We start from the raw sequence: 25,213 nt of genomic DNA, 5'->3' as shown, positions 1-25,213 counted from the left end.
ACTAGTCAAATTTATTCAAAATTATTGGCAACAATTCTTACTTAAAATTATCTATAATCAAAATTCTAATTCAATCCATTTAAAATGAAAAACTTAAAACCTATCAAAACAAAAAAACCTCCTAAGATTTTACTCTCAAGAGGTTTTTAACTACAAATAACTAATTTTATTTCCAACCACCACCTAAGTCCTTATAAACATAAACTGCAGCATTAAGTTGCTCTTTTTTAGTATCTATTAATTCTAGTTTAGCTTCTAATGCATCACGTTGTGTCATCAATACTTCAAAATAATCAATTCTAGCTGACTTAAATAAGTCATTAGAAATATCAATTGATCTATTCAAAGCTGCAACTTGTTGCGATTTAAGATCATATCCTTTTTGTAGGTTATCAATTTTAGATAACTGATTGGATACTTCTAAATAAGCATTCAAAACCGTACGATCGTAATTATACAACGCTTGAAGCTGTCGTGCATTTGCACTGCTAAACTCTGCCTTTATTGCATTTCTGTTAATTAATGGCGCTGCCAAATCTCCTGCAAGCGAATAAAGCAATGACTCTGGCATAGTAAACAGATAAGTAGGTTTAAATGCCTGTACTCCTATTGCAGCAGAAATATCCAGCGAAGGATAGAATTCAGCACGAGCTACTTTTACATCAAGTTTTGCAGCCACTAATTCTAACTCCGCCTGTTTTACATCAGGACGATTTATTAGTAATTGTGATGGAATCCCAGAATTAACTGATGCTGGCAACAAAGCCAAAAAGTCTGTATTATCTCTTTTGATTTCTTGTGGATAACGAGCTAGTAAAAAGTTAATTTTATTCTCTGCTTCTTTTATTTTTTGAAGAATCTCAAACTCCATACTTTTTGACGTCAAAACTTCAGCCTGAAATTTCTGAACACCTAATTCTGTTGCTCTTGCCGCTTGCTTCTGAACTTTTACAATCTCTAAAGCATTTGTTTGCAACTTAATAGTCTGTTTTACAATATCCAATTGACTATCTAAAGCCAATAATTCGTAATAAGAATCGGCAACCTCTGCAATTAAATTTGTGATTACAAAGTTCTTCCCTTCTACAGTAGCTAAATACCTGCTTACTGCAGCCTTTTTAGAATTACGCAACTTTTTCCAGATATCGACTTCCCAATTTGCATAAGCAGCTATAGTAAAATCACCTAGCGGATCGGGTGTTTCTTTACCTGGCTTAATCTCTGTGGTGGCATCACCTGCCCCTTGGCTAGTGTATCGCCCTACTTTCTCAACTCCAGCACCAGCGCGTACTCCTACAGTAGGTAAAAGCGCTCCTTTACGAACACGAATATCATTTTTAGCAATTTCGATTTCTTGCAAAGTGATGTTTAATTCCTGATTGTTTTCCAATGCAGTATCAATTAAATCTACAAGATTTTTGTCTTTAAAATAATTATTCCACTTAATGTCCGACATATTTGTCGTATCCTTATTACTTCCAAAAGACTCAGGAATTGGATTCTTTGGAGTTTCTGCTACCGTTTGTGGAGTCTTACAACTTACTACAGCAAGACATACTACCAAAACAATACTATATTTATATAATTTCAATTTATACATGATTGTTATCAATTTCTTCTGTTAATGGATTTTCTTCTTCATGTTTTACTAGTTTGTGTTTTTCAGCAATTCTACCAAATATGTAATACAATCCAGGGATCACAAATACACCACAAATAGTTCCAATAAGCATTCCTCCTGCAGCTGCAGTACCAATAGTCCTATTACCAATTTTACCTGGACCTGAAGCAAAAGCTAGCGGTAGTAATCCTGCTATAAATGCAAACGATGTCATTAAGATTGGACGGAAACGAGCCTTAGAACCTTCTAAAGCCGCTTCAAAAACTGATTTACCTGCGGCATGCCTTTGTATGGCAAACTCCACAATTAACACCGCATTTTTACCCAGTAAACCAATAAGCATTACCATAGCAACCTGAGCATAAATATTATTTTCTAATCCGGTTAACTTAAGCAAAAGGAAAGCTCCAAAAATACCTGCTGGTAAAGAAAGAATTACTGATAATGGCAAAATGAAACTTTCATATTGTGCTGCCAATACTAAATACACAAAACCTAAACAAATAAGAAAAACCCAAAGAGCCTGATTTCCTTGTGCAACTTCATCCGCAGAAATACCCGCCCAGTCGATATCATATCCTCTAGGTAATTTCTTAGCAGCAACTTCCTGAATCACTTTAATAGCTGTACCACTACTATATCCTGGAGCTGCACCACCACTAATTTCGGTAGAATTATACATATTATGTCTTGTGATTTCAGAAAGACCATATACCTTCTCTAATTTCATAAAAGCAGAAAAAGGAACCATTTCGTCATGATTATTTTTCACATAGAGCTTTAAGATATCATCTGGCTGTGCACGATATTCAGGAGCTGCCTGAACAATTACTTTATAATTAATTCCGTATTTAATAAAGCTAATTTCGTAGTTACTTCCGACAAGAGTTGACAAAGTATTCATCGCATTTTCGATAGAAATTCCTTTTTGTTGTGCCAAATCATTATCTACTTTCATCATATACTGAGGAAAACTAGCACTAAAGAAGCTAAATACATTAGATAGCTCTGGTTGCTTGTTCAATTCTTCTACAAATTCTTTATTAACAGTTTCCATTTTTTTGAAATCTCCCGAACCTGTTTTATCTAACAAACGAAGCTCAAATCCTCCTGCCGCTCCATATCCTGGTACTGCTGGCGGTTGGAAAAATTCAATATTTGCACCTGGAATATCTTTTGACTTCTCTTCTAATTCTGTCATAACCTCTTGAACAGATTGCTTTCTATCGTTCCAATCTTTAAGGTTAATCAAACAAGTTCCTGCATTAGATCCTGTACCTTCTGTCAAAATTTCATAACCTGCTAATGAAGAAACTGATTTTACTCCCTCTACTCCTTCAGCTAATTTTTGTAATTTCTCTGCTATATTATTTGTTCTTTCCAATGATGAACCGGGAGGTGTTTGAATAATAGCATAAAACATACCCTGATCTTCATTTGGAATAAATCCTGAAGGAACTGTGCTGCTAATTAACCATGTTCCTGCACAAAAACCTAAAAGCGCAATAATTGTAACAGCTCTCCTGTTTACAATTTTCTCTAATACATTTTGGTATTTGCCTTGTGCCAGATTAAACTTATTGTTAAAACCATCTATAAATCTATTTACAGGTGTTTTCTTTTTGGCTTTACCATGATTATTTTTTAACATCATCGCACAAAGTGCTGGCGTTAAAGTCAATGCAACAATCCCTGAAAGTATAATAGCTGTTGCCATTGTAATCGAAAACTGTCTGTAAAAAACACCAACTGGACCAGACATAAATGCAACTGGAATAAATACAGCAGCCATCAAAAACGTAATAGCGATAATTGCTCCAGCAATTTCATGCATTGCTTTTTTAGTTGCTTTAAGTGGCGAAAGATGCTCTTCTTCCATCTTAGCATGGACAGCTTCAATAACCACAATAGCATCATCGACGACGACTCCAATAGCCAGAACCAAAGCAAATAATGTAATTAAGTTCAATGAAATATCGAAGAATGTCATGAAAATAAAAGTTCCGATCAAAGAAACCGGTACAGCAATTGCTGGAATAATCGTAGAACGCCAATCACCTAAGAAAAGAAACACAACCAATCCTACCAAAATAAAAGCTTCAATCAGCGTGTGAATTACTTTTTCGATAGATGCATCCAAAAATTTAGAAACGTCATATGAAATTTCATAATCCATTCCCTTTGGAAATTTTTTCTTAATAGTTTCTAATTTAGCTTTTACATCTTCAATAACCTGATTTGCATTACTTCCAAACGATTGTTTCAGTACTATAGCTGCTGATGGTTTACCATTTAAATTAGAATAAATATCATACATCGAACTACCGAATTCAACTTTAGCAACATCTTTTAAGCGCAAAAGCTCTCCATTACTAGTTGATCTTACTACGATATTTTCATATTGTTCTTTGGTAGTAAAACGTCCGGAATATTTCAACACATATTCAAATGCCTGAGAACGCTTACCAGAACTTTCTCCTGTTTTACCAGGCGAAGCCTCTAAACTTTGACTTGATAATGCTTCCATTACCTCATCAGCCGATATTTTATAAGCCAGCATACGATCAGGTTTAAGCCAAATACGCATTGCATATTCACGTGTTCCTAAAATATCTCCTGATCCAATACCATTAACCCTTTTAAGTTCTGATAATACATTAATATCTGCGTAATTGTACAGAAACTTCATGTCGGTATTTTTATCCGTACTATAAAGATTCACATACATCAACATACTAGGAACTTCACGAGTAATTTTTACACCTTCTCTTACTACTAATGGTGGTAACTTATTAGTAACCGAAGCTACACGGTTCTGAACGTTAATTGCTGCTTGGTTCGGATCAGTCCCCAAGTTAAATACTACTTGAATACTTGCTTCTCCATCATTTCCAGCATCAGAGGTCATATATTTCATTCCTGGAACTCCGTTTAAAGCTCTTTCTAAAGGAATAACTACTGATTTAATCATCAATTCGCCGTTAGATCCAGGGTAATCTGCCGTAACATTTACCATTGGAGGAGAAATGGAAGGGAATTGGGTAATCGGTAAATTTAGTACCGACAATACCCCCAAAAAGACAATTATCAGCGATATCACTATCGACAACACAGGTCTTTGTATAAATTTATTAAACATTTTATATTTTTTTAATGATTAAACCAAATTAGAATTTCACAAAGTGAAATGTAGCCTGTAAACTGTAAGTACTATATTGTAAACCGTTACCGAATACTGCTACTGAATACTTAGTCTTATTCTGCTTTTAAACGTAAATTATTCAATACTGCTTTTGGAGATTGGAATTCATATTTAATTTTATCATTCTCTTTAACTTTCTGAACCCCTTCAAGTAAAATTTTATCGTTTTCAGTAAGTCCATTGCTAATCACGTATAAATCTGGAATTTCACCTGTAATAGTGATTTCTTTAGAGCTCACTTTATTGTTTTTATCAATAATGAAAACATATTTTTTATCCTGAATTTCATAAGTTGCTTTTTGCGGAATCACAATAGCATTTTTAAGAGGTACTAACATTTGAACCTGACCTGTTTCTCCATTTCGAAGCAATTTACCTGAGTTAGGAAATCTTGCTCTGAAGGCGATATTCCCTGTTTCGTTGTTAAATTCACTTTCTATTAATTCTACATTTCCCTTTTCCTTAAAAACTTGTCCATTGGCTAAAAGCAAACTAACTTTAGTCTCTGCACGATCTTTTACATCAGTTTGATATTGTAAATATTCTGGTTCAGACACGTTAAAATAGGCAAACATCTGACTGTTATCAGAAAGGCTCGTCAATAGCTCCCCTTCCTCAATAAGACTTCCTAATTTTAATGGGATACGGTCGATTGTACCATCAAATGGAGCTCTAATTTCGGTGAATGATAAATGAAGTTTTGCCAATGCAACTTCGGCTTTTGCTGCCTGAAGTTTAGACAAAGCAACTGCCTGTTCGTTTTTTGAAACAATGTCTTTGGCTACTAATGTCTTTGTATTTTGTAATTCTATTTCCGCAGATTTTTGCTCTGCTTGAGCTTTAAGTAACTCTGCTTCGTACATTTTAGGCTGAATTCTAAACAGCACTTGTCCTGCTTTTACAAATTGACCTTCATCAACATAAATGTTTTGCAAGAAACCTTTTTCTTGTGCTCGAATTTCTATGTTTCTCACAGATTTTATCTGCGAAACATACTCCTTAGTAAATGAAGTATCAATTTTTACAGGATTGGTCACTGTAAATTTTTCAGCTTCTTCTTTTTCTTCTTTTTTAGTTGTACAACTTGTAAGGTACAACAAGGCAATAACGCCCGTTAACACGACTATTCTCTTCATGGTATAAAAATGGTAATTAAGCGATTGAATGCTTGGAATGCAAGGATTCCTTTAGATGTAAAAAAAACATCAGTAACCATAGTTATGCATGAACAGTCATACAAGAAGATGTAAATTTAATATACAACCACAAGATATGCATCATTACACTTTAGGTAACCGATGTATCTTGTTTATCAGATTCTTAATACTCGTTGAGTAATATAAATAGGATTGGTTTGGCCACAAAATGGCGTGAAGATTTTGAAATTCTTTTGACAATGGTTTAAAAGTGATTGACAAGTGATTGTCAAGTACCAATTATCTAATAAGCTATAATTTCTAGCAAAAAGTTTATCCGAAATTCCATCTTTGATGTCACCACCAAGATGCTCCTCGTCGATATCTAAATATGCATCCTCAATTAATGAGTTGCCAGAATCTTGATTCGTAAATTTTACTCGGTGTTTTTTCTCTAAACTATGAGAATTAGGATTTTGATGTGTACCCGCATTAAGATATTGTCCCCCGCCTAGCAGAAGCAATCCTAAATACACAAATAACACAATCAGTTTTCTCATTTGGGGTCAAAAGTAAACAAAGTATTGAAACAAAAAAAGAAATTTCACTAGGCTTTAACAAGTAAATGCCACCGAAAACGTTTTCTTTTGATTACCAATCACTTAATTATGTAATCTAACTACAAAATTTTCATAATTATAAATAAAAAAGGGCGCTTATTGTCCATTTATATTAATATGACAAGAATCATATTTTATAAAAAAAGTTGCTCTTAACTTTGTGGTTTCAAGAAATATAATGAGAAGCCTTGCTTACATCTTTTTAATAGCCATAATTTTAAGACCGGTATTTCCAGTCTTAGATTACATTATTAATTATGATTATATAGCAACCGAACTTTGTGAGAACAAAAGTCAGCCACAACTAGATTGTAAAGGAAAATGTTATTTAAAAAAGGAATTAGGTAAAGCCTCCGAGAATGATTCTTCCCCATCAACAGAAAAAAAAATATTCCCAACAGGAATTGATTTATTGTTTATTGAAAAAATGAACTCTTTTAATTTTAACCTCGCTGTTGAATCAATACTAAAGAAGGATATTCTTCCTAGAAATCTCTATTCTTATTCTAATATTAACCTTCTGTTTCGCCCACCTGCACTACTGTATTAATTTTCGAAATCTTTATTAATTGTCTTCTCGGTCACTCAACCGACAAGTACTTTATTATCCATTCTTAATTTAATACTCATGAAAAATTTAAAATATTTATCTATTCTTCTTTTAGCAATTGCCTTTTTTTCTTGTTCTTCTGATAGTGATTCAGTTCAAGAAAATCCTATTAATGAAACTTCAGGACTTGTTAAAGTTCAAGAACTATCTAATGACAATCATACTGTTGAACTTTATACTGAAACTGGAAAGCTTATACAAGGCTATAATCAAATCTCATTAAGGATAAAAGACAAAACAACTAACAAATACATTACTAACGCTTCTCTTAACTGGACGCCAATAATGAATATGTCAACAATGAAACATTCTTGCCCTAAATCTTTAATCGAAAAGGTTTCTGGTAAACAAACGCTATACAATGGTGATATTATTTTTCAAATGGCTCAAAACACTTCTGCTTTTTGGGAATTAAAAATTAATTATATCATTAATGCTATTGATTATACTGTAACGGCACCAATAAGTGTTTCTGCTTCAGATAAACGTACCGTAAACTCTTTTACAGGAACAGATGGCGTAAAATACATCTTGGCTTACATAAACCCTAAAAATCCAAAAATAGGTCTAAACAATATGACCGTAGGTTTATATAAAATGGAAGATATGATGACGTTTACTGCAGTCGATAATTTTAAAGTAAAAATCGATCCAAGAATGCCAAGTATGGGTAATCACAGCTCGCCAAACAATACTGATTTAGTACAATCGGTATCAGGAGGTTTATATAACGGAAAGCTTTCCTTAACTATGACAGGGTATTGGAAAATTAACCTACAACTATTAAACACTTCAGACCAAATACTAAAAGGGGAAGAATTTACTCCAGAAAATCTACCAAGCAGTCTCTTTTTTGAGGTTGAATTTTAATCATTCTATTACTAACAAGAAAGAACCAAGTGATAGCGCTTGGTTCTAATTATTTATGATATTATGAAAACTATAGCAACAATTCTGTTAGCCACATTTACGAGTATTTGTTTTGCGCAGAAAGAAGAAAAAGATAGTATTTCTCCAATAGGTCTCAATGAAATTATTGTTATTGGCAAAAAAATACCAGCATATAAAAAACAACCCAAATCGCTAGCAACAGTTGAGGAATACTTACAGCAATCATCTAAAGTAAATATGGTAAGACGAGGCGGATACGCTCTTGAACCTATTATTAATAGCATGACTACTGAGCGAACTATTATAACAATTGATGGTATGCGAATTTTTGGTGCCTGTACTGATAAAATGGATCCTGTGACCTCCTACGTTGAAGTATCAAACTTATCCGAAGCTACTATTGCTTCTGGTCAGCAAGGAAGTTGTCACGGCCCTACAATTGGTGGAGCAATTGATATGAAACGAACTAATCTTATGCAAAAAGAATTAGGATGGAATGGTATTTTTAAAACAGGCTACGAAACCAATAATCAGCAAAAAATCATCGGAACATCTATAGGATATAACGATAGTTCATTTTACTTCAATACCGATTTTACTTATCGCGATGCCCAAAACTATAAAGCTGGAAATCATCAGGAAATTAATTTTTCACAATTTACAAAATACAATCTATCGGCCACAGCAGGTTATTATTTAAACAAAAAAAGTGCAATCGAAGGTGCTATAATTTATGACAAAGCTACAGATGTAGGTTATCCTGCGCTACCGATGGATGTTTCTTTGGCGAAAGCGACAATAACTTCATTGCGCTATAACTATACTCCTACTGCTACCTATTTTACCAATTGGGAAACGAAAGTATATTTTAATACCATTACCCACAGAATGGATGACACCAAAAGGCCAAGCGTACCTATTCATATGGATATGCCAGGTTGGTCAGACACCTACGGATACTATTCAAAATTGAAAGGAAAATTTAAAAAACATCACTTTATGGCAAACCTCAATGGTTTTTACAATAAATCGATTGCCGAAATGACAATGTATCCAAATAATCCCAAAGAAAATGCAATGTTTATGTACACTTGGCCCGATGTCCGAACATTGTATAATGGATTGTATTTAGAAGATGCAATACAGGTTTCACAAAATGCTAATATTAGAGTATCTACTACTATTGGAATTCATTCAAATAAAGTAGCAGATGAATTTGGTTTACAAAGTCTTCAGATATTTTATCCCGATATGAATGCATCCAAAAATAGAATATTAAAAAGTCTGTCTGGAAATTACATTTTGCATCATAATAAATTTGAATATGGTTTTGGTTTAGCCTACGGCGAAAGAGCACCATCCGTTTCTGAAGGTTATGGCTATTATTTATACAATAGCAATGATTTTTATGATTATATCGGAAATCCAAATCTAGAAAACGAAAAGTCCTTTGAAGCTAATCTCTCATTTGGATTTAAAACCGGAAAATTTACTTCAAACCTAACTTCATCCTTTTTTCATATACAGGATTATATCGTTGGGAAAATTGATAGCAACATACAACCTATGACTATTGGAGCTTCGGGAGTAAAAATATATAATGCTCTAAATTATGCCACAATTTTTAATACCGATTTGAATCTGGAATATAAATTAGCAGAAAACTGGAACTTTAAAACAATGTTTGTTTATAGCTACGGAAAAGATGATAATAACAATAATCTCCCATTTATAAGTCCGTTGCGTTATTCGGGGGATATTCAATACAAAAAAGAACAGTTTAATATAGGATTTGGTGCATCAGGAAATTTAGCGCAAACAAAATTTGCTTCTGTATATGGAGAAACTAAAACTCCCGATTATGTAATTTTTAATTTAAATACTGGATATACATTTCCTTGGAACGATAACAAGCTAAGCATTCAGGCTGGAATCGAAAATATATTTGATAAATACTATACTACATTCTCTGATTGGAATAAAATTCCGCGACAAGGAAGAAACTTTTTTGTTAATGTTGCTTATACCTTGTTTTAATAACTACGTTCTTAATTAACTTATAAATAGAACCAAAGCCCAACTCTAAAAAAAATAGAATTGGGCTTTATTGTTTTTCTTAGATTATCTTAAATTAATTCCATCCTCCACCAAGAGCACGATACAAATTCACAACAGCATGCAGTTTCTGACTTTGATCGTCAATTCCTCTTAATTGCGCATTTAGCAAGTTCTGTTCAGCTGTTAATACATCGGTGTAATTGGTCGTAGAATTATTTAATAACTCTTTATTAAAATCTACTGCTTTGAATAAAGCTTCTAATTGTTTTTTCCTTTTTTCTTCTTTTAAAGTGGCTTTATCATATTTAGACAAAGCATTCGAAACTTCTTCACTCGCTTTTAGCATCGAAAGTTCAAAATTATACAGCGCTTCTTTTTGCAAAGACAATGCTGTAGCTAATCTTGCCTTATTGATTCCTTTATTGAAGATGGGTTGTGTAAGTCCTCCAGCTATATTGCCAAAAAGCCCTCCGTTTGTAAACCAATCTTTTAACCCGAAGCTAGAAAAACCTGCTGCTCCGCTAATAGTCAAACTAGGATAAAAATAAGCTCTTGCAACATTACTTTCTTCAAATGCTGTTCTGAAATTATATTCGGCTTGTTGTACATCTGGTCTATTGGCAAGAAGTTGCATCGGAACTCCAATTTTAAGATCATAAACAAGTTTTTGTTGTTCTAGGGAACTACGTTCAATCTTAGTTGGAGATTTAGCAAGAAGTACGCATAAAGCATGTTCGGTTTCGGTTATCTTTTGTTCGATATCCGGAATAGCTAATTCAGCTTCATAAAAATTGGCTTCACTCTGCACAACTGCTACCCCATTAATAATAGAATTTTCAAAAAGAACCTTAATTGTTTCCGCATCTGTTTCTCTATTCTTAGCAGTCTTTTTAAGTACTTTTAATTGTTCATCGAGTATGAGTAACTCATAATACGCATTAGCAATATTAGCAATCAATTGCGTTTGAACGGCACGTTTAGCTGCATCTGTAGCCAATAAATTAGCAATAGCTCCTTTTTTGGCGCTTTTCAATTTTCCCCAAATATCAACTTCCCATCCAGCAGTAATTCCTAAATCATATTGCGTAGATTGGTCAAAAAGCCCAAACCCTTGCGGAAAAGCCAATCTGGATTCTTTTACCGAAACATTTCCATCTAGCGAAGGCAAAAAAGCAGCTTTTTTCAGTTTAAGATTAACTGTTGATTGGTTGATGCGTTCTACAGCAATCTTTAAATCTAGATTTGCTGCCAATCCATCTGAAATAAGTTGTTGCAAATTAGTATCTGTAAATAATTCCGACCATTTCATCGTTGCCATGTTTGTAGTGTCCTTATTCACAGGCTCACGATAAGTTACTGTCGTAGCTGGTTTTGTATAGGGTTTCGTGATTTTACACGAACTCCATATACTACTAACAAGCAGTACGATGACTATTAATTTATAATTGTATTTGTTCATTATTATATGTTTTTTGTTTTAATCAATAATTTTAACCGCAAGGTTCGCGAAGCCTATTTTAGCTGATAGTTTCAGGTAAAGTTCGCAAAGCTGGCTCAACACAAAACTCTGAACCTTTAAACATCACAAAGCTATTCCCTCTGAACCTTTGAAACTCTGCACCTTTGAACCTTTAAACCTTTAAACATCACAAAGCTATTCCCTCTGAACCTTTGCAACTCTGAACCTTTGAACCTTCCTTAATCAATTACTCTCGGCTCATGAACTGGTTCTTTGACACCTCCAATTTTCTCCTGTAAAGACTGAAAAATGATAAACAGCACCGGAATTACAAACACCCCGAATAATGTACCAATCAACATTCCGCCAACAGCAGCTGTACCAATTGATCTGTTACTTAATGCTCCTGCTCCAGTGGCAATCATCAGCGGAATTAGTCCGAAGATAAAAGCAAAAGAGGTCATTAATATTGGTCTCAATCTGGCTCTTGCACCGAATATTGCCGACTGCACAAGGCTTCTTCCGCTTAAGCGATGCAATAATGCAAACTCTACAATAAGAATTGCATTTTTTGCCAAAAGACCAATTAGCATAATCAAACTTATCTGAAGGAAAATGTTATTGTCAACCCCAAAAAGATTCGCAAATATAAATGCCCCAGCGAGTCCTATTGGTAAGGATAATAAAACCGAAAATGGTAAGATATAACTCTTGTATTGTGCACTTAACAAGAAGTAAATAAAGATTAAACAAAGTCCGAAAATTAAGGTTGTTTGGCTTCCGCTAGAAAGTTCTTCTTTGGTTAAACCAGAAAACTGATATGTATATCCTCTGTCTAATGTTTGAGCAGCTACTTCTTCGATTGCCTTTATCGCATCACCAGAACTATATCCTGCATTTGGTGCACCAGTAACTGTAGTAGAAGTAAATAAATTAAACCTATTTAGAAATTCTGGACCATACGTTTTTTTCAACGTTACAAATTCCGATATCGGAGCCATTAGCCCTTTATCTGTTCTAACAAAAATTTTATTGATGTCGCTTTCTTTTGCTCTATAATCAGGATGTGATTGTAACATCACTCGATACTGTTTTCCAAATCTATTAATATCCGAAGCATAGATTCCACCAAAATACCCTTGAAGCGTATTTAACACAGTATTTACAGATACGCCCGCATCTTTGCACTTCGCAACATTAACATTGACTTCCATTTCGGGGAAACCGATATTAAATGGGCTTGTGGCATACATTATCTCAGGACGTTGATTAATTGCTGCCATAAACTTTCCGATATTCTTATCAAAATTCTGATAGCTGCCTCCTGTTTTATCTTGCAATTGTACTTCAAATCCGTTACTATTTCCAAATCCTTGTAAGGTTGGTGCTGCAAAGAAAATAATGCTTGCTCCTTTTATATGTGCAGTTTTTTCAAACAACTGACTAACAATAGAATTAACATCCTGAGTTTTGCCTTTTCTTTCATTCCATGGCTTTAGCCTAATAAACAATGCTCCATAAGAACCCCCATTTCCGTGAATTAAATCCATTCCAGAAAGAGTTGAAGAAAGTTCTATTTCGGGAATACTTCTCGCAATACTATCAATTTCTTTTGTAATTTCTTCGGTACGCTCCAGAGTCGATGATGGTGGTAAAACTACATTTCCAAAAATGGCTCCTCCATCATCATTAGGTACAAAACCTGTTGGTGTGTTTTTCATAAGTACATAAAACACTATTCCGAAGATTGCAATTGCAATTAATGAAATCCATTTTCTACGAATCAAGAATCGAACTGCATTAATGTATTTATTTGTAACGGTTTCAAAAGCTACATTAAAACTCGCATAGAATTTGGGCAAGAAACCTTTGGGATGATTTGATTTTTGAGAGTCGTGTGGTTTTAATAAAATAGCACAAAGTGCAGGACTTAAAGTCAATGCATTAACTGCCGAAATTAATATGGCTACAGCCAATGTTAAACCAAATTGTTTGTAAAATACTCCCGCTGAACCTGTGATAAATGTAACTGGAATAAATACTGCCGACATAATTAAAGTAATCGAAATAATCGCTCCGCTAATCTCGCTCATAGCATGTATAGTTGCTTTCTTAGCTGATTTTGCGCCTTGATCTAATTTTGCATGAACCGCCTCGACAACTACAATCGCATCATCGACAACAATACCAATGGCAAGAACCAAAGCAAAAAGAGTTAATAAATTAATAGTAAAACCAAATAACTTTAAGAAAAAGAAGGTTCCTATAATCGATACTGGAACTGCAATTGCAGGAATTAATGTAGATCTAAAATCTTGCAAAAAGATAAATACAACTATAAAAACCAGAATAAAAGCTTCAATAATAGTATAAATTACCTTTTCGATTGAAGCGTCTAGAAAATCATTAGCATTTAGAAATGTATGATACTCTAATCCTGGTGGAAAATCTTTGGATGCTTTTTTTAATATGTCTTCACAAGCAATAATAAGTTCTCTGGCATTGGATCCCGAAATTTGACTTATTGCTCCTCCCGAAGAAACTTTTCCTTGAGTAATTAGTGAAGTCGTATAATCTAAAGCACCAAATTCAATATCGGCTACATCTTTTAGACGTAACAAACTACCTTGTTTACCGCTTCGTAAAACAATGTTTTCAAACTCTGTTGGTTTTTCTAATCTTCCGGTAAATTTTAGCGCATATTGAACAGATTCTTTACTATTTTCTCCAATTTTCCCTGGAGCAGCTTCAATATTTTGTTCTTTTAATGCTGTAATAATATCATCGGGAACTAAGCCTTGGCTTGCCATTGCATCAGGTTTTAACCAAATACGCATTGAATATTCCTGACTTGTATATATTTCAGTTCCTCCTACACCTTCAACACGTTTCATCTCAGGCATAATATTTATTCTCAAATAATTATCTAGAAATTTTTCGTCATACTTTCCGTCTTTACTATATAACAAAAAACTAAAAGCAGTACTACTTAGTTGTTTGCTTGTTGTAATCCCAGATTTTATAACCTCATTGGGCAATAAACTTGTAGCTTTTGTAACTCTGTTCTGAACATTAACTGCAGCCATATCAGGATTTGTTCCCTGCTTAAAGAATATTGTTATTGATGCACTACCATTACTACTCGCAGTAGAAGTCATATAGCTCATATTCTCAACTCCGTTTATTTGTTCTTCTAGCGGTACAATCACACTTTTCATGACTACATCGGCACTTGCACCTTGATAAGATGCACTTACAACAACTGTAGGTGGAGCAATTTCGGGATATTGAGAGATAGGCAATGAAGCTAATCCTAATAATCCCAGAATCACTATTATTATCGATATAACGGTGGATAATACCGGATTTTCTATAAATTTTCTAAACATAACTTGTTATTTTTTAGCTAAAGAAGCTATCGGTGCTATTTTTACTCCATCTCTTAAATTCCCTATTCCATCAGTAACTATATTATCACCAGATTTTACACCTTCTGTTACTACATATTCTTTTTCGGTTGCAGTGTTTCTTATTTTTATTTCGGTATTATGCACTACGTTTTTTGCATCTACAGTAAAAACAAAAAAGCGTCCTTGCAATTCAAATACAGCTTTTTTAGGAACCAAAATTGCATCTTCTAGTTGTGTTGGAATAATTATCGTAGCGCTTGCTCCACTCCAAAGTTTAGCAGCTGGATTTGGAAAAACCGCCTTAAAATTTGCAGCACCAGTACTTGCGTTTAAGACTCCACTTAAAGTTTGAATTTTTCCTTTTAGTGGATACATTTCTCCATCAGCAGTTAGTAAAGAAACCTCTGGCATATTCTTAAATTTATCTTTTAATTGATTTCCTGAATATTGACCCAAAAAAGAATTTAGCTGTTGCTGACTCAATGAGAAATAAGCAAAAATATTTTTGGTATTGGCAACTGTAGTTATAGGATCTGGTGCCGAACTACTCACCAAACTTCCTATTTTATACGGTAGGCTTCCTACTACTCCATTTATTGGACTCACTATATTTGTAAAACCGAGTTTTGATTTAGCAGCTGATAAATCGGCATTTGCCTGACTTAACTCGGCTCTTTTTACTCGTTCTATATTTTTAGCAGAAGTTAATTCATAAGTATTTATAATTTTCTTTTCTGCCAATGCTGCTGTTCTTTTGGTTTGAATAACTGCTGTTTCTAAACTGGCTTCAGCTGCCAAAACTGCTGCTTTTTTGTTGTTTACTTCTTGTAAATAACTATTGGCATCTATTTTAAATAAAGGCTTTCCTTTGGTAACAACCGAACCTTCTTCTACATAAACCTGCTCAATATATCCGTCAATTTTAGAGCGTATTTCGACTGTTTGTTCCCCTTCTAATGTTGTTGGATATTCAACAGAAACATTCGCTTCTTGAGCCTTTAGTGTAAGTGTTGGATATGCTGTCGGACTTTCTATTTGTTCTGTACTTTTTGTATTACATGAAACCATCGAAAGTGTTCCTATAAACAGAATTGCTATTGTTTTTTTCATTATATCTCTTATTTTCTTTTATAAATCATTAAAGGAGAACCTGCTTCTCCCCACATTAAGGTTTGTACGTATTTAATTAATTGACTTGTAGCCAATACTAGAATTTCTTCAGGTATGGCTGTATTTGCTTTTAAAACTACTTTCTGACCTATATAAGCCGAAAATTCTATCTTTCTTATTCTTTCCATCCACAAAATACTTTCATGATTTCCTGTTACTGAGTACACAATAATAGATGCATGAGTAGCTAACAATGAACTAATTAATGCATAAGCCCAAAGCGGGATAATAGCATCATTAGAACAACAGATAACCACATCTTTCCCTGTAAATTGATTCCAATCTATCTTAGCCATTTCTGATCGAAATGTTTTTTCCTGTAATAGAAAATCTTCTATAAGAAATGATACAATATCAAATACTATAAAATCATTCCCATTGGGTTTATAATGGCGTAAATCAAGTGTTTGTATCCCCGAAGCATCTATTTTATTTATTATTTCCATATTCTGATTATTAAAAAATTTAGGTATTATTGAATTTTAATTTTTTTTGGAACTTCCTAGTTTTTGGACATAGGTATCCCCAGCCCAATTTGAATACTATTCAAACTTGTTGAGCACGCTGTAAAAAATGTTTCACTATTTAACTAAGGTCTATGAGGTTTTTAAAATCTCCATTAGCACATTCCAGTACGGAACAATATATACGGGTAGATCAATCATATCATATGAACTAATGGGAAGCTCTTGTAATTCTAATAACATAATCTATAATTTTACATTGATTAATTCTGTAACTTACCAGATTGATTGGGATTAGGTTAATAATATCACCGATCAGCTTTGAAAAGTTATGCAAAATTAATAATTTTGCATAATAAAACAACCAAATACTTGTTTTATTAATTTATGACTACAAATAAAATATTAATGCTGCTCAAAATGCGAGGTTCTCTCACGGCTCTCGAGATTGCACATGAACTTAAGATAACAAAAGAAGGCGTTAGACAACAGCTACTTAAACTTGTTGAGGATGGTTTTATTCATCCTCAGGAAGAATCAAAAGGTGTAGGCAGACCTCAAAAGATGTTTAGTCTTACTGCTGATGGAAATTCAAAATTTCCAGATACACATGCCGAATTAACGTTAAAACTAATAAACATTATTAGCGCAATGGGAGAAAACACCATGCAAACTGTTATTGATGTTTATGAAGAAACAGGGAAAAAGAAGTATCATGAAGAAATTGATACTATTGATAACCTTGAACAAAAATTACAAAAACTTGTCGAAATAAGAACGAGAGAAGGTTATATGGCTGAATACTCCAAAAATGAGGAAGGCTATCTTTTGGTCGAAAACCACTGTCCTATTTGTGCAGCGGCTACAATTTGTCAGGGATTTTGCTCTTCTGAATTAAATACATTTAGATCTGTATTAGGAAAAGAAGTTATAATCAATCGTGTTAGTCATATAATCGGAGGTGATAGAAGATGTGCTTATCAAATTACTTCTAACTAATTTTTTTAGTTCAGATTTTTTGTTTCTGGTTTCAGGTTATGCAATCGCTATTTTTAGTTATTATTTTTGGCCGATCTCAAAGTTACGGAGCGCAAGAAATCAATTTTAATAGCTCCAGCGGAGCAATACCTATCTCGGGGTATTAAATATAACACCCCCAATGCGCTTCTTATGAAAAAAAAACTTTCCTATGAACATGATGTTCCCTTGGGACTTACTTATCAGGTGATTTAAAAAAAGTTAATTGCGCAAAACTTTACGGATATAAACTTACTCCAATTGGTTTAAGAGATATAAATATGGAGGAAAAGAATGATGCATCATTATGTCCTTTGTATTGTTTGGGAATTTCTCATAGTAATTCGCATCATTTGGATTCGGATATAGAACAATCGTATTTCCTGTTCTCACATAATTATTACTGCTATAAAATGGAGGTGGCACAAATTCAGGTAAAAATTCTTTCACTCTTTTTGCAATTTCTTTACCTAACAATTTCTGATAAGTCTTAACTGTTTTGTACGATGGGGCTGTTAATTTACCATATACCATGTTTAAAAACATTCTCTTAAAAAAAGTTTGGCTTTTAATCGTTTCTTCTACTAATGGAATCGGACTTACTATAGGCAAATCTTCTGTTGTTTCGACTGAAAAAGGAGTTTGTGGTACCCAATCTACTGCACTTACTACATTAAATGCCCAACCATTTTGCGTTTTACGCTCGTAATCATAAGCAAAATATAAATTTCCAGGTTTTGGTGCTGCACTGCAATACGTTTTAAAACGAATGTCAGCAGGTAAAAGTCCTTTACTTTGTAAGTTATAAAAGTGTGCCGTAAGCAAATAACTTATACCTCCACCTTGGCTATGTCCCATTATTATGAAATTCTTAATTCCTGAATTGTAACAAGAATCAATTTTTGGAAGCATTTCTTTAGAAATAAAAGCTGTACTTAACAGATATCCTGTATGAACTGCTGCGTCTTTATTTGTAGATAATTCATATTGAAAAGTATCTGAATTTGAAATTTTTAATTCACCTTTTGCTGGTGTCATTGCAGCATAAAGGTTAGCAAGCCAGCTTTCGCCTTTTTCAGTAGTTCCTCTTGTACATAATACAGCTGTATTTTCATCCTTTAGCCATAATTCCCAAAGATTGTCCAATCCTATTGGCTTACTTCTATACACTAATTTAGAGTGCTCTGGCTGAGGAATTAGTTTTGCTTTTTCAGGAGATTCTGTCGATTGAGTAGCTATATATATCAACTCTCTATATTCTGCTTTATCAAATCCAGGTTTTAAATCTTGGGCAATACTATTCGAAAATGACAACAGAAAAAAGCTTCCTATTATTAATGATTTTAAAAATTTCATAGCGTAAAATATTAATTTATTATTGATAGATATTCCTTATTAGATATTAATAATAAGCCCATTATCTAAACTTATATCAAGAATAACTTAAAGTATAATTCAGTGATTATCCACTAATTAATTGTAAACTAATCTTACAATAAATATAATCAATTATTTGAGTTAACGCTCTTAAATAAACTTAATTTTATATGAACTACATGATATCGATTAATTCAAAAACTTATATAATCGGTATGAGAACAAAAGGATTCCTATCACAACAAAAAACCACCAATATTTTTTTATAGAGGCGTAATTTTTATTATCTGAATTTCTTATTGCTAATCCCATAACGACACTTACTAAAGGCAATATAAACCTTATTATTTGCTGTATTTCCATTCTTAAATCTAACTAATTTTTTAATTGCGAATATATGTATTTTATTTTTTTACTTTTGGTAAATACAAATCAATAACATGTCAAACCTATACCAAAGCCAAAAAATAATCATTCGTGAATTTTTACCAGAAGAAAAACAAACATTTTTAAACTTGTTTAAAGATCCTGAAGTTACCCAATATTTACCTCAAGTTTCTCCAGAAAGATATGTTGAAATGTTCAACGAATTGCTTGAAAATTATAAAACAGGAAATCTTAGCCGATGGGCAATATTCGACACTACAAATAATAATTTTATAGGAATGTGTGTCGCTCGTATTTTTGTAGATAACACTAATCAAATAGAAATTGGATATGTACTTAGCAAACCATATTGGGGAAAAGGTATTGCTACAGAAGTATGCAAAGCGCTTACTCAATATTCTTTTTCAAATACAGATAAAAACGAAGTCGTTGCTATAACAGATCTTGACAATAGTGGATCTCAAAATGTATTGCAAAAAGCAGGTTTTAAGCGATTAAGTAACTTAACAAGAAGTGAAGAAGAACTAGCATATTTTATAACAAACAGGGCTTTACTTTAACTTAAAGCCTAATGCTGTCTTAAATAAATTAATCTTCCTCAGCAGGTATCATTAATTTGCCCCAATCATTTAGCATCCATAAAATTGTGACTAATTTTTCTCCTAATTCTGTGAGTGAATATTCTACTCTTGGTGGAAGTTCATTAAAAGACACTTTGGTCAAAATGCCATCTTGTTCCATTTCTTTTAACTGTTGATTCAAAACTCTCCTGTCAACTTTTGCAATTCCACGTAAAAATTCACTAGGTCTCTTTTTACCTTCATTGATTTGCCAAACAATAGGAACTTTCCATTTCCCACTAATAGAATTAACGGCTACTTCTAATGGGCAAATTTTATTTTCTGAACTTCTTTCCTTTGTTTTCATAATAGTGACTTTTTTATCCCTATGTGCTAATAATATGCGTTATTGCACATGCAAATAATGTTTTGAATCTTTGCAAAATTAATAAAATAATGGTCAACTAATTTAGTTAAGTAAATACGATACTTAATGAACTGCGCCCTTAAGAATTGATAAATCATTATGACAGAAATTAAACGTAAAGGATCGCGCTCAACTAAGGATATACCTACTGCTATTTTGGAAAAACTAAATAAGGGAGAAATTGAAACTGCCAATTTAGTAGAATGGTTGGCTATTGACCAAAGACTTTTACTTAAAAACTTCCTTCTACAAACTGATCGTTCCAGCTATTTAGAAACAATCATTACCAATATTGATTCTCTAAAAAAACAAACTGTCAATACAATAAATGAAACTATTGGAACAAGCCTTTTTAAGTTAGCAAAACAAAAAAATGACACTGCGCTTTTTGCAATACTATCAACTCATAAATCAGACTTAGTTAGGTGTTGGGCAACCTATACTATTGGAAAAAATACGGAACTGTCAATTAGTGAAATGTTAGATCAGATTCAGCCCTTTTCTGCTGATAAACATTTTGGCGTTAGAGAAATTTGCTGGTTGACTGTAAGATCATCTATAACTAAAAATCTAACCGAAAGCTTGACAATCTTATCAGAATGGACAAAACACTCTGACGAGAATATAAGACGGTTTGCAAGTGAAGCTACGAGACCAAGAGGAGTTTGGTGTGAGCATCTCGAGGAAATAAAACAAAATCCCAGATTAGGTTTAATCATTTTAGAACCTCTAAAATCGGATAACGCGAAATATGTACAAGATAGCGTTGGGAACTGGCTGAATGATGCCAGCAAAACTAATCCTGAATTTGTTATTGAAATTTGTGAAAATTGGAAAAAAAATAGCCCTACTAAAGAAACAGCTTATATAATAAAAAAAGCTCTGCGAACTATTGAAAAATAAGCTTCGCCAGAAAAAGGTTTTAGTATCAATATCAACTCCTTAGTAACTCTAACCTTTGTTTCCCCTGTCACTCTGAATCTTTGAACCTTAAAAAAAACACTTATATTAGCATTAACTAAACCAAGCAATTTATAAATAATGCTAGACGTTATCAAAAAACTAAAATTTAAGGACAACGGAACTGTTCTTAATGCGCCAAAAGGAATAAAAGAAGAGTTTATTAAACTTGGAATGAAAATTACTTTTGACAAAAAAACAAAAAACACAAACACCTTAATTTTTATTAATAATAACCAGGAGTTTTTAAATTTTCTTAAATATGATTTAGAAAATATTGAATCTGATAGCGTATTATGGTTTGCCTATCCGAAAGGTACTTCAAAAATAAAAACCGACATAAACAGAGATACAATCCGCGTAACTGGAGAAGAATTTGGATTAAAAACAGTGACCGCTATTTCTATAGATGAAACTTGGAGTGCATTGCGTTTTAGGCCTATTGACAGAGTAGGGAAATAAGCATATAATAAAAGTTTAAACAGATTTAAATCGCGTAGCCCGATAGTTATTCGGGATACGCAAATTTTATGATTAATTATTTTTACTTATCAATTTGAAAATATGGAGCTAAAAGATCTTCAAAATTATACAATCCAATTTCCTTATTTTCAATATTTTCTGCGACAAAAATAACGCCTGTACCAAATGCTTCTCTCGAAATCGATTCGTGAATGAGTCGTACTGTTTGATAAGGGAATCCAAATATTACTTCATGTTTACCTACGATACCTCCTGCCCTGACCGAATTTATATTTTCTTTTTCTACATCTAAAGCTTCGGCGATTTTAATAGCTGTACCAGATGTTCCTTGCTTTAATTTAAAATGCTCTTCATTTACTTCAATATCTACCCAAGGAGCAATTTTCTTCAAAAATTTGGCTGCAAATAATAAATAATTTACTCCAAGAGTAATATTTGGTGACCAGAACACGGTTGTTTTACTAGCTAATTTTTTTAATAGCTTTAACTCTTTATCGGTATAATGAGATATCGCTGATATTATTTTAACTCCCCTTTGAGCTGCAATTTCACCATAAGTATGAATACCTATAGTTGACGAAAAATCAATAATAATATCAACAGGGTGCTTATCTAAAAGCTCTTTCATTGTTGTTTTGGAACTTGAATATATTAATCCAGGCTCCTCCGATGGAACGCCAAAAAATTCTGGAACTGATCGATGCTCCAGTACTGTACTTTGTCTTAAAACCCATTCTAAACAAAAATTCTTATTTTCTAACAGTACTGAAGCTACTGATTTACCTGTTTTTCCAAATCCTATTAGTCCTATTTTCATGTCTTTTTATTTAAATGATTCTCAAACTTACCTCATATATAATCTTTTGATTTTATTACGAAATAAACCGATAATTAATACTTTTTAAGTAAAAATAGGGTAAAAAAAAAGAATAAGGAAACCGAAGCTTCCTTATTCTTAGTAGATAACTTATTTAAAATTCATTTGTATTATGGGAAAAACAAATGAAAATGAGTGGCAAATGATTTTTTATTTTACGATTATGATTCCATTTTGTAATGAACGTTTGATTGTTCTCTTAAAATAGCAGCACTTTTTTCTGGAGTCATATCTCGTTGTGACTCTCCTAACATTTCGTAGCCAACCATAAATTTCTTAACTGAAGCTGATCGCAACAATGGCGGATAGAAATGCATATGAAAATGCCATTCCAGGTGTTCATTTCCATCTGTAGGAGCTTGATGTATTCCTGATGAATAAGGGAAAGAAGTACTAAAAAGGTTATCGTATTTTATAGTTAGCTGTTTTAAAATTGTAGCAAACGAAACAGCTTCTTCTTCTGTAAAATCAGTTATTCTTCCAAAAGCTCTCTTACTTATAATCATAGTTTCATACGGCCATATTGCCCAAAAAGGAACCAATGCAACAAAATGATCATTTTCAATAACAATTCGAGTTTCTTTTTTTAATTCGGCTTTGAGATAATCTTGCAAAAGAGTATTACCATATTTATCAAAATAACTTTTTAAACTATTTTGGGTTTTTTCTACTTGAGTGGGTAATGATGACTGCGCCCAGATTTGTCCGTGTGGGTGCGGATTACTACATCCCATTACACTTCCTTTATTTTCAAAAATCTGAACGTAATTTATGTATTTGATTGCACCTAATTCAGCGTATTCTTTTTGCCATGTTTTAATAATATTTTCAATGTCTTTAATTTCCATTTCTGGCAATGTAAGATCATGTCTTGGCGAAAAACATACAACTCGCGAGATTCCTCTTTCTGGTTTAGCTAGAAAAAAAGTATATACAATATCCTCTTCGTATATAATTTCATCTTGCTTCATGGCAGCAAAATCATTATCAAATACAAAACTACCTTCATATTTGGGGTTATTTATTCCGTTTGCTCTTACATTTTCTGGACACAAATAACAAGTTGAATCGTGTTTTGGCAAAGGTTCTGAGGTAATTAGTTCATTTTGTCCTTGCCAAGGGCGTTTTTCTCTATGAGGTGAAACAAGAACCCATTCGTTGAGTAATGGATTGTACCTTCTGTGGGGGTCTTCATTAATGTTAAAGTTTCTCATTTATTTATCTAAGTTGAAAAGTGATGTTCCGTTTCCTATTTTTACGTCGTAAAATTTTAATTCAATCCCAAATATATCTAAATAAAGGGACGAAAACTTATTTTTCACCTCATTTTCTTTTCCTTTTTTAATTAAATTGATTGTACACCCTCCAAAACCTCCACCCATTAATCTAGAACCTATTATAGCATCATTCTCTTTTGCTGTTGCAACAAGCATATCTAATTCTTCACAACTCACTTCGTACTCATTAGATAAACCATCATGAGTGTCAAAGAGTAACTGTCCTAAAAGCTCAATATTTCCATTATCTAACGCTTCGCAAGCTTGAGAAACACGACTAATTTCTTTTATAACATAATGTACTCTTTTAAAAACAGTTTTATCCATCTTATCTCGAATACTCAATAATTGGTTTTCTGTACAATCTCTAAAACTTTTGATTGCTGGAAAATTGTTTTTAATTATCAACAGTCCTTTTTCACACTCTTCTCGACGCGTATTATACTCAGATGTAAATAATGAATGTTTTACATTACTATCAAATAAAACCAAAGCATAATCATTAAAATTTGCTTCATGATATTCAAACTCCAACGTTTTACAATCTAATTTAATAACTTTATTTTGTAGACCATAAACACTTGAAAACTGATCCATAATACCACAATTAATCCCTACCCAATGTTCTGCTTTTTGTCCTAATAATGCAATATCAACTTTTTTGATAGTAAGGTCAAAAAGTTCTTTTATTCCATAAATCATCCCACATTCTAATGCTGCTGAAGAAGATAATCCTGAACCAACTGGAATGTTACTACTGAATACACAATTAAATCCTTCTAAAGTAAATCCGTTATCTTGAAGTTGCTTTACAACACCTAAAATATAATTTGTCCACACAATATGACTTAATTGAATCTCTTTTGTTAAATCAAATTCAAATTCATCATTTATGTCTATCGCATATATTTTTGATTTTTTAGAATGATTTTTTTCCAAAGCAAAACAAATAATTTTATCTATTGCTGCTGGTAAAACATATCCGTCATTATAATCAATATGCTCTCCAATTATATTAATTCTTCCTGGTGAAAGAACAATTTTTTGTGGTTCATTCCCGAATTTTTCTTTAAAAAAACGGGTTGTATTCTGGATTAAAATATCATTCATTATTATTTGCTGATTTGTATCGTTTGTTTGGTTAATTAGTACAGATTTTTATATGCCATTAAATTAGATAATAAGAAACTTATAATGCGGGCTAAAG

At 32.8% G+C, this 25,213-nt stretch carries 20 protein-coding genes; 7 read left to right on the top strand and 13 right to left on the bottom strand.

Features of this window, described 5'->3' with window-relative positions; genetic code table 11:
* Positions 1-166: 166 nt before the first annotated feature.
* From OIU80_RS12900 to OIU80_RS12885, 4 genes are all read right to left on the bottom strand, one after another.
* On the bottom strand, positions 167-1,600 hold the full coding sequence (locus OIU80_RS12900) for a TolC family protein (RefSeq protein ID WP_264287419.1): 1,434 nt from the start codon (positions 1,598-1,600) through the stop codon (positions 167-169).
* Positions 1,593-4,760 (bottom strand): efflux RND transporter permease subunit, encoded by a 3,168-nt coding sequence (locus OIU80_RS12895; protein WP_264287418.1) that lies wholly within the window; start codon positions 4,758-4,760, stop codon positions 1,593-1,595. Before OIU80_RS12895 ends, OIU80_RS12900 begins: the two co-directional genes overlap by 8 nt.
* Before the next feature lie 116 nt (positions 4,761-4,876).
* Positions 4,877-5,959 carry an efflux RND transporter periplasmic adaptor subunit gene (locus tag OIU80_RS12890; RefSeq protein WP_264287417.1) on the bottom strand — a complete coding sequence of 361 codons (1,083 nt, stop codon included), beginning with the start codon at positions 5,957-5,959 and terminating at the stop codon, positions 4,877-4,879.
* Positions 5,960-6,135: 176 nt separating this feature from the next.
* Entirely contained in the window at positions 6,136-6,519 is a 384-nt protein-coding gene (locus OIU80_RS12885) for a hypothetical protein (RefSeq protein WP_264287416.1), read from the bottom strand.
* 238 nt (positions 6,520-6,757) lie between these two features.
* Here OIU80_RS12885 and OIU80_RS12880 point away from each other — a divergent pair, with 238 nt between their 5' ends.
* The 3 genes from OIU80_RS12880 to OIU80_RS12870 all read left to right on the top strand — a co-directional run bounded on the left by OIU80_RS12880 (position 6,758) and on the right by OIU80_RS12870 (position 10,117).
* On the top strand, positions 6,758-7,129 hold the full coding sequence (locus tag OIU80_RS12880; protein WP_264287415.1) for a hypothetical protein: 372 nt from the start codon (positions 6,758-6,760) through the stop codon (positions 7,127-7,129).
* A gap of 78 nt (positions 7,130-7,207) precedes the next feature.
* Entirely contained in the window at positions 7,208-8,059 is an 852-nt protein-coding gene (locus OIU80_RS12875) for a hypothetical protein (protein ID WP_264287414.1), read from the top strand.
* Positions 8,060-8,122: 63 nt separating this feature from the next.
* Positions 8,123-10,117 carry a TonB-copper family protein gene (locus OIU80_RS12870; protein WP_264287413.1) on the top strand — a complete coding sequence of 665 codons (1,995 nt, stop codon included), beginning with the start codon at positions 8,123-8,125 and terminating at the stop codon, positions 10,115-10,117.
* 94 nt (positions 10,118-10,211) lie between these two features.
* Here the strand turns inward: OIU80_RS12870 and OIU80_RS12865 are convergent, their stop codons facing one another.
* From OIU80_RS12865 to OIU80_RS12850, 4 genes are all read right to left on the bottom strand, one after another.
* Complete coding sequence (locus OIU80_RS12865) at positions 10,212-11,597, bottom strand: TolC family protein (protein ID WP_264287412.1); 1,386 nt, start codon at positions 11,595-11,597, stop codon at positions 10,212-10,214.
* A gap of 239 nt (positions 11,598-11,836) precedes the next feature.
* Positions 11,837-14,986: an efflux RND transporter permease subunit gene (locus OIU80_RS12860; protein WP_264287411.1), complete on the bottom strand. Its 3,150-nt coding sequence runs from the start codon at positions 14,984-14,986 to the stop codon at positions 11,837-11,839.
* A 6-nt stretch (positions 14,987-14,992) separates the two neighbouring features.
* A complete protein-coding gene (locus OIU80_RS12855; protein ID WP_264287410.1) occupies positions 14,993-16,117 on the bottom strand; it encodes an efflux RND transporter periplasmic adaptor subunit in 1,125 nt (374 codons plus the stop codon).
* Positions 16,118-16,125: 8 nt separating this feature from the next.
* Positions 16,126-16,623 (bottom strand): DUF2480 family protein, encoded by a 498-nt coding sequence (locus OIU80_RS12850; protein WP_264287409.1) that lies wholly within the window; start codon positions 16,621-16,623, stop codon positions 16,126-16,128.
* Between the two features lie 438 nt (positions 16,624-17,061).
* Here OIU80_RS12850 and OIU80_RS12845 point away from each other — a divergent pair, with 438 nt between their 5' ends.
* Positions 17,062-17,640 carry a helix-turn-helix transcriptional regulator gene (locus OIU80_RS12845; protein ID WP_264287408.1) on the top strand — a complete coding sequence of 193 codons (579 nt, stop codon included), beginning with the start codon at positions 17,062-17,064 and terminating at the stop codon, positions 17,638-17,640.
* A gap of 270 nt (positions 17,641-17,910) precedes the next feature.
* On the opposite strand, the gene OIU80_RS12840 is transcribed toward OIU80_RS12845, so the two are convergent.
* Entirely contained in the window at positions 17,911-19,014 is a 1,104-nt protein-coding gene (locus OIU80_RS12840) for a lipase family protein (protein ID WP_264287407.1), read from the bottom strand.
* A 461-nt stretch (positions 19,015-19,475) separates the two neighbouring features.
* On the opposite strand from OIU80_RS12840, the gene OIU80_RS12835 reads away from it, so the two are divergent.
* Positions 19,476-19,982 (top strand): GNAT family N-acetyltransferase, encoded by a 507-nt coding sequence (locus OIU80_RS12835; protein WP_264287406.1) that lies wholly within the window; start codon positions 19,476-19,478, stop codon positions 19,980-19,982.
* A gap of 28 nt (positions 19,983-20,010) precedes the next feature.
* On the opposite strand, the gene OIU80_RS12830 is transcribed toward OIU80_RS12835, so the two are convergent.
* A complete protein-coding gene (locus OIU80_RS12830) occupies positions 20,011-20,349 on the bottom strand; it encodes a winged helix-turn-helix transcriptional regulator (protein WP_264287405.1) in 339 nt (112 codons plus the stop codon).
* Positions 20,350-20,508: 159 nt separating this feature from the next.
* On the opposite strand from OIU80_RS12830, the gene OIU80_RS12825 reads away from it, so the two are divergent.
* Positions 20,509-21,312: a DNA alkylation repair protein gene (locus OIU80_RS12825; RefSeq protein WP_264287404.1), complete on the top strand. Its 804-nt coding sequence runs from the start codon at positions 20,509-20,511 to the stop codon at positions 21,310-21,312.
* 138 nt (positions 21,313-21,450) lie between these two features.
* On the top strand, positions 21,451-21,831 hold the full coding sequence (locus OIU80_RS12820) for a hypothetical protein (RefSeq protein WP_264287403.1): 381 nt from the start codon (positions 21,451-21,453) through the stop codon (positions 21,829-21,831).
* Positions 21,832-21,913: 82 nt separating this feature from the next.
* Here OIU80_RS12820 and OIU80_RS12815 read toward each other — a convergent pair whose 3' ends face one another.
* The 3 genes from OIU80_RS12815 to galK form a co-directional block, all read right to left on the bottom strand.
* A complete protein-coding gene (locus tag OIU80_RS12815; protein ID WP_264287402.1) occupies positions 21,914-22,669 on the bottom strand; it encodes a dihydrodipicolinate reductase C-terminal domain-containing protein in 756 nt (251 codons plus the stop codon).
* A 221-nt stretch (positions 22,670-22,890) separates the two neighbouring features.
* Positions 22,891-23,943 (bottom strand): UDP-glucose--hexose-1-phosphate uridylyltransferase, encoded by a 1,053-nt coding sequence (locus OIU80_RS12810; RefSeq protein WP_264287401.1) that lies wholly within the window; start codon positions 23,941-23,943, stop codon positions 22,891-22,893.
* A complete protein-coding gene (gene galK, locus OIU80_RS12805; RefSeq protein ID WP_264287400.1) occupies positions 23,944-25,116 on the bottom strand; it encodes a galactokinase in 1,173 nt (390 codons plus the stop codon).
* Between the last annotated feature and the right edge of the window lie 97 nt (positions 25,117-25,213).

It is taken from the genome of Flavobacterium frigoritolerans (genome assembly GCF_025847275.1).
Lineage (GTDB): Bacteria > Bacteroidota > Bacteroidia > Flavobacteriales > Flavobacteriaceae > Flavobacterium > Flavobacterium frigoritolerans.
Note: the sequence above shows the minus strand (reverse complement) of the source record. Positions and strands in the feature narration are given on the sequence as shown.

What these genes read in the sequence shown, in the direction of transcription:
- OIU80_RS12830 (WP_264287405.1), bottom strand. Translation starts at nt 20,349, where the DNA reads ATGAAAACAAAGGAAAGAAGTTCAGAAAATAAAATTTGCCCATTAGAA.
- OIU80_RS12860 (WP_264287411.1), bottom strand. Translation starts at nt 14,986, where the DNA reads ATGTTTAGAAAATTTATAGAAAATCCGGTATTATCCACCGTTATATCG.
- OIU80_RS12835 (WP_264287406.1), top strand. Translation starts at nt 19,476, where the DNA reads ATGTCAAACCTATACCAAAGCCAAAAAATAATCATTCGTGAATTTTTA.
- OIU80_RS12845 (WP_264287408.1), top strand. Translation starts at nt 17,062, where the DNA reads ATGCGAGGTTCTCTCACGGCTCTCGAGATTGCACATGAACTTAAGATA.
- OIU80_RS12855 (WP_264287410.1), bottom strand. Translation starts at nt 16,117, where the DNA reads ATGAAAAAAACAATAGCAATTCTGTTTATAGGAACACTTTCGATGGTT.
- OIU80_RS12900 (WP_264287419.1), bottom strand. Translation starts at nt 1,600, where the DNA reads ATGTATAAATTGAAATTATATAAATATAGTATTGTTTTGGTAGTATGT.
- OIU80_RS12895 (WP_264287418.1), bottom strand. Translation starts at nt 4,760, where the DNA reads ATGTTTAATAAATTTATACAAAGACCTGTGTTGTCGATAGTGATATCG.
- OIU80_RS12825 (WP_264287404.1), top strand. Translation starts at nt 20,509, where the DNA reads ATGACAGAAATTAAACGTAAAGGATCGCGCTCAACTAAGGATATACCT.
- OIU80_RS12840 (WP_264287407.1), bottom strand. Translation starts at nt 19,014, where the DNA reads ATGAAATTTTTAAAATCATTAATAATAGGAAGCTTTTTTCTGTTGTCA.
- galK (WP_264287400.1), bottom strand. Translation starts at nt 25,116, where the DNA reads ATGAATGATATTTTAATCCAGAATACAACCCGTTTTTTTAAAGAAAAA.
- OIU80_RS12890 (WP_264287417.1), bottom strand. Translation starts at nt 5,959, where the DNA reads ATGAAGAGAATAGTCGTGTTAACGGGCGTTATTGCCTTGTTGTACCTT.
- OIU80_RS12885 (WP_264287416.1), bottom strand. Translation starts at nt 6,519, where the DNA reads ATGAGAAAACTGATTGTGTTATTTGTGTATTTAGGATTGCTTCTGCTA.
- OIU80_RS12810 (WP_264287401.1), bottom strand. Translation starts at nt 23,943, where the DNA reads ATGAGAAACTTTAACATTAATGAAGACCCCCACAGAAGGTACAATCCA.
- OIU80_RS12850 (WP_264287409.1), bottom strand. Translation starts at nt 16,623, where the DNA reads ATGGAAATAATAAATAAAATAGATGCTTCGGGGATACAAACACTTGAT.
- OIU80_RS12865 (WP_264287412.1), bottom strand. Translation starts at nt 11,597, where the DNA reads ATGAACAAATACAATTATAAATTAATAGTCATCGTACTGCTTGTTAGT.
- OIU80_RS12870 (WP_264287413.1), top strand. Translation starts at nt 8,123, where the DNA reads ATGAAAACTATAGCAACAATTCTGTTAGCCACATTTACGAGTATTTGT.
- OIU80_RS12880 (WP_264287415.1), top strand. Translation starts at nt 6,758, where the DNA reads ATGAGAAGCCTTGCTTACATCTTTTTAATAGCCATAATTTTAAGACCG.
- OIU80_RS12820 (WP_264287403.1), top strand. Translation starts at nt 21,451, where the DNA reads ATGCTAGACGTTATCAAAAAACTAAAATTTAAGGACAACGGAACTGTT.
- OIU80_RS12875 (WP_264287414.1), top strand. Translation starts at nt 7,208, where the DNA reads ATGAAAAATTTAAAATATTTATCTATTCTTCTTTTAGCAATTGCCTTT.
- OIU80_RS12815 (WP_264287402.1), bottom strand. Translation starts at nt 22,669, where the DNA reads ATGAAAATAGGACTAATAGGATTTGGAAAAACAGGTAAATCAGTAGCT.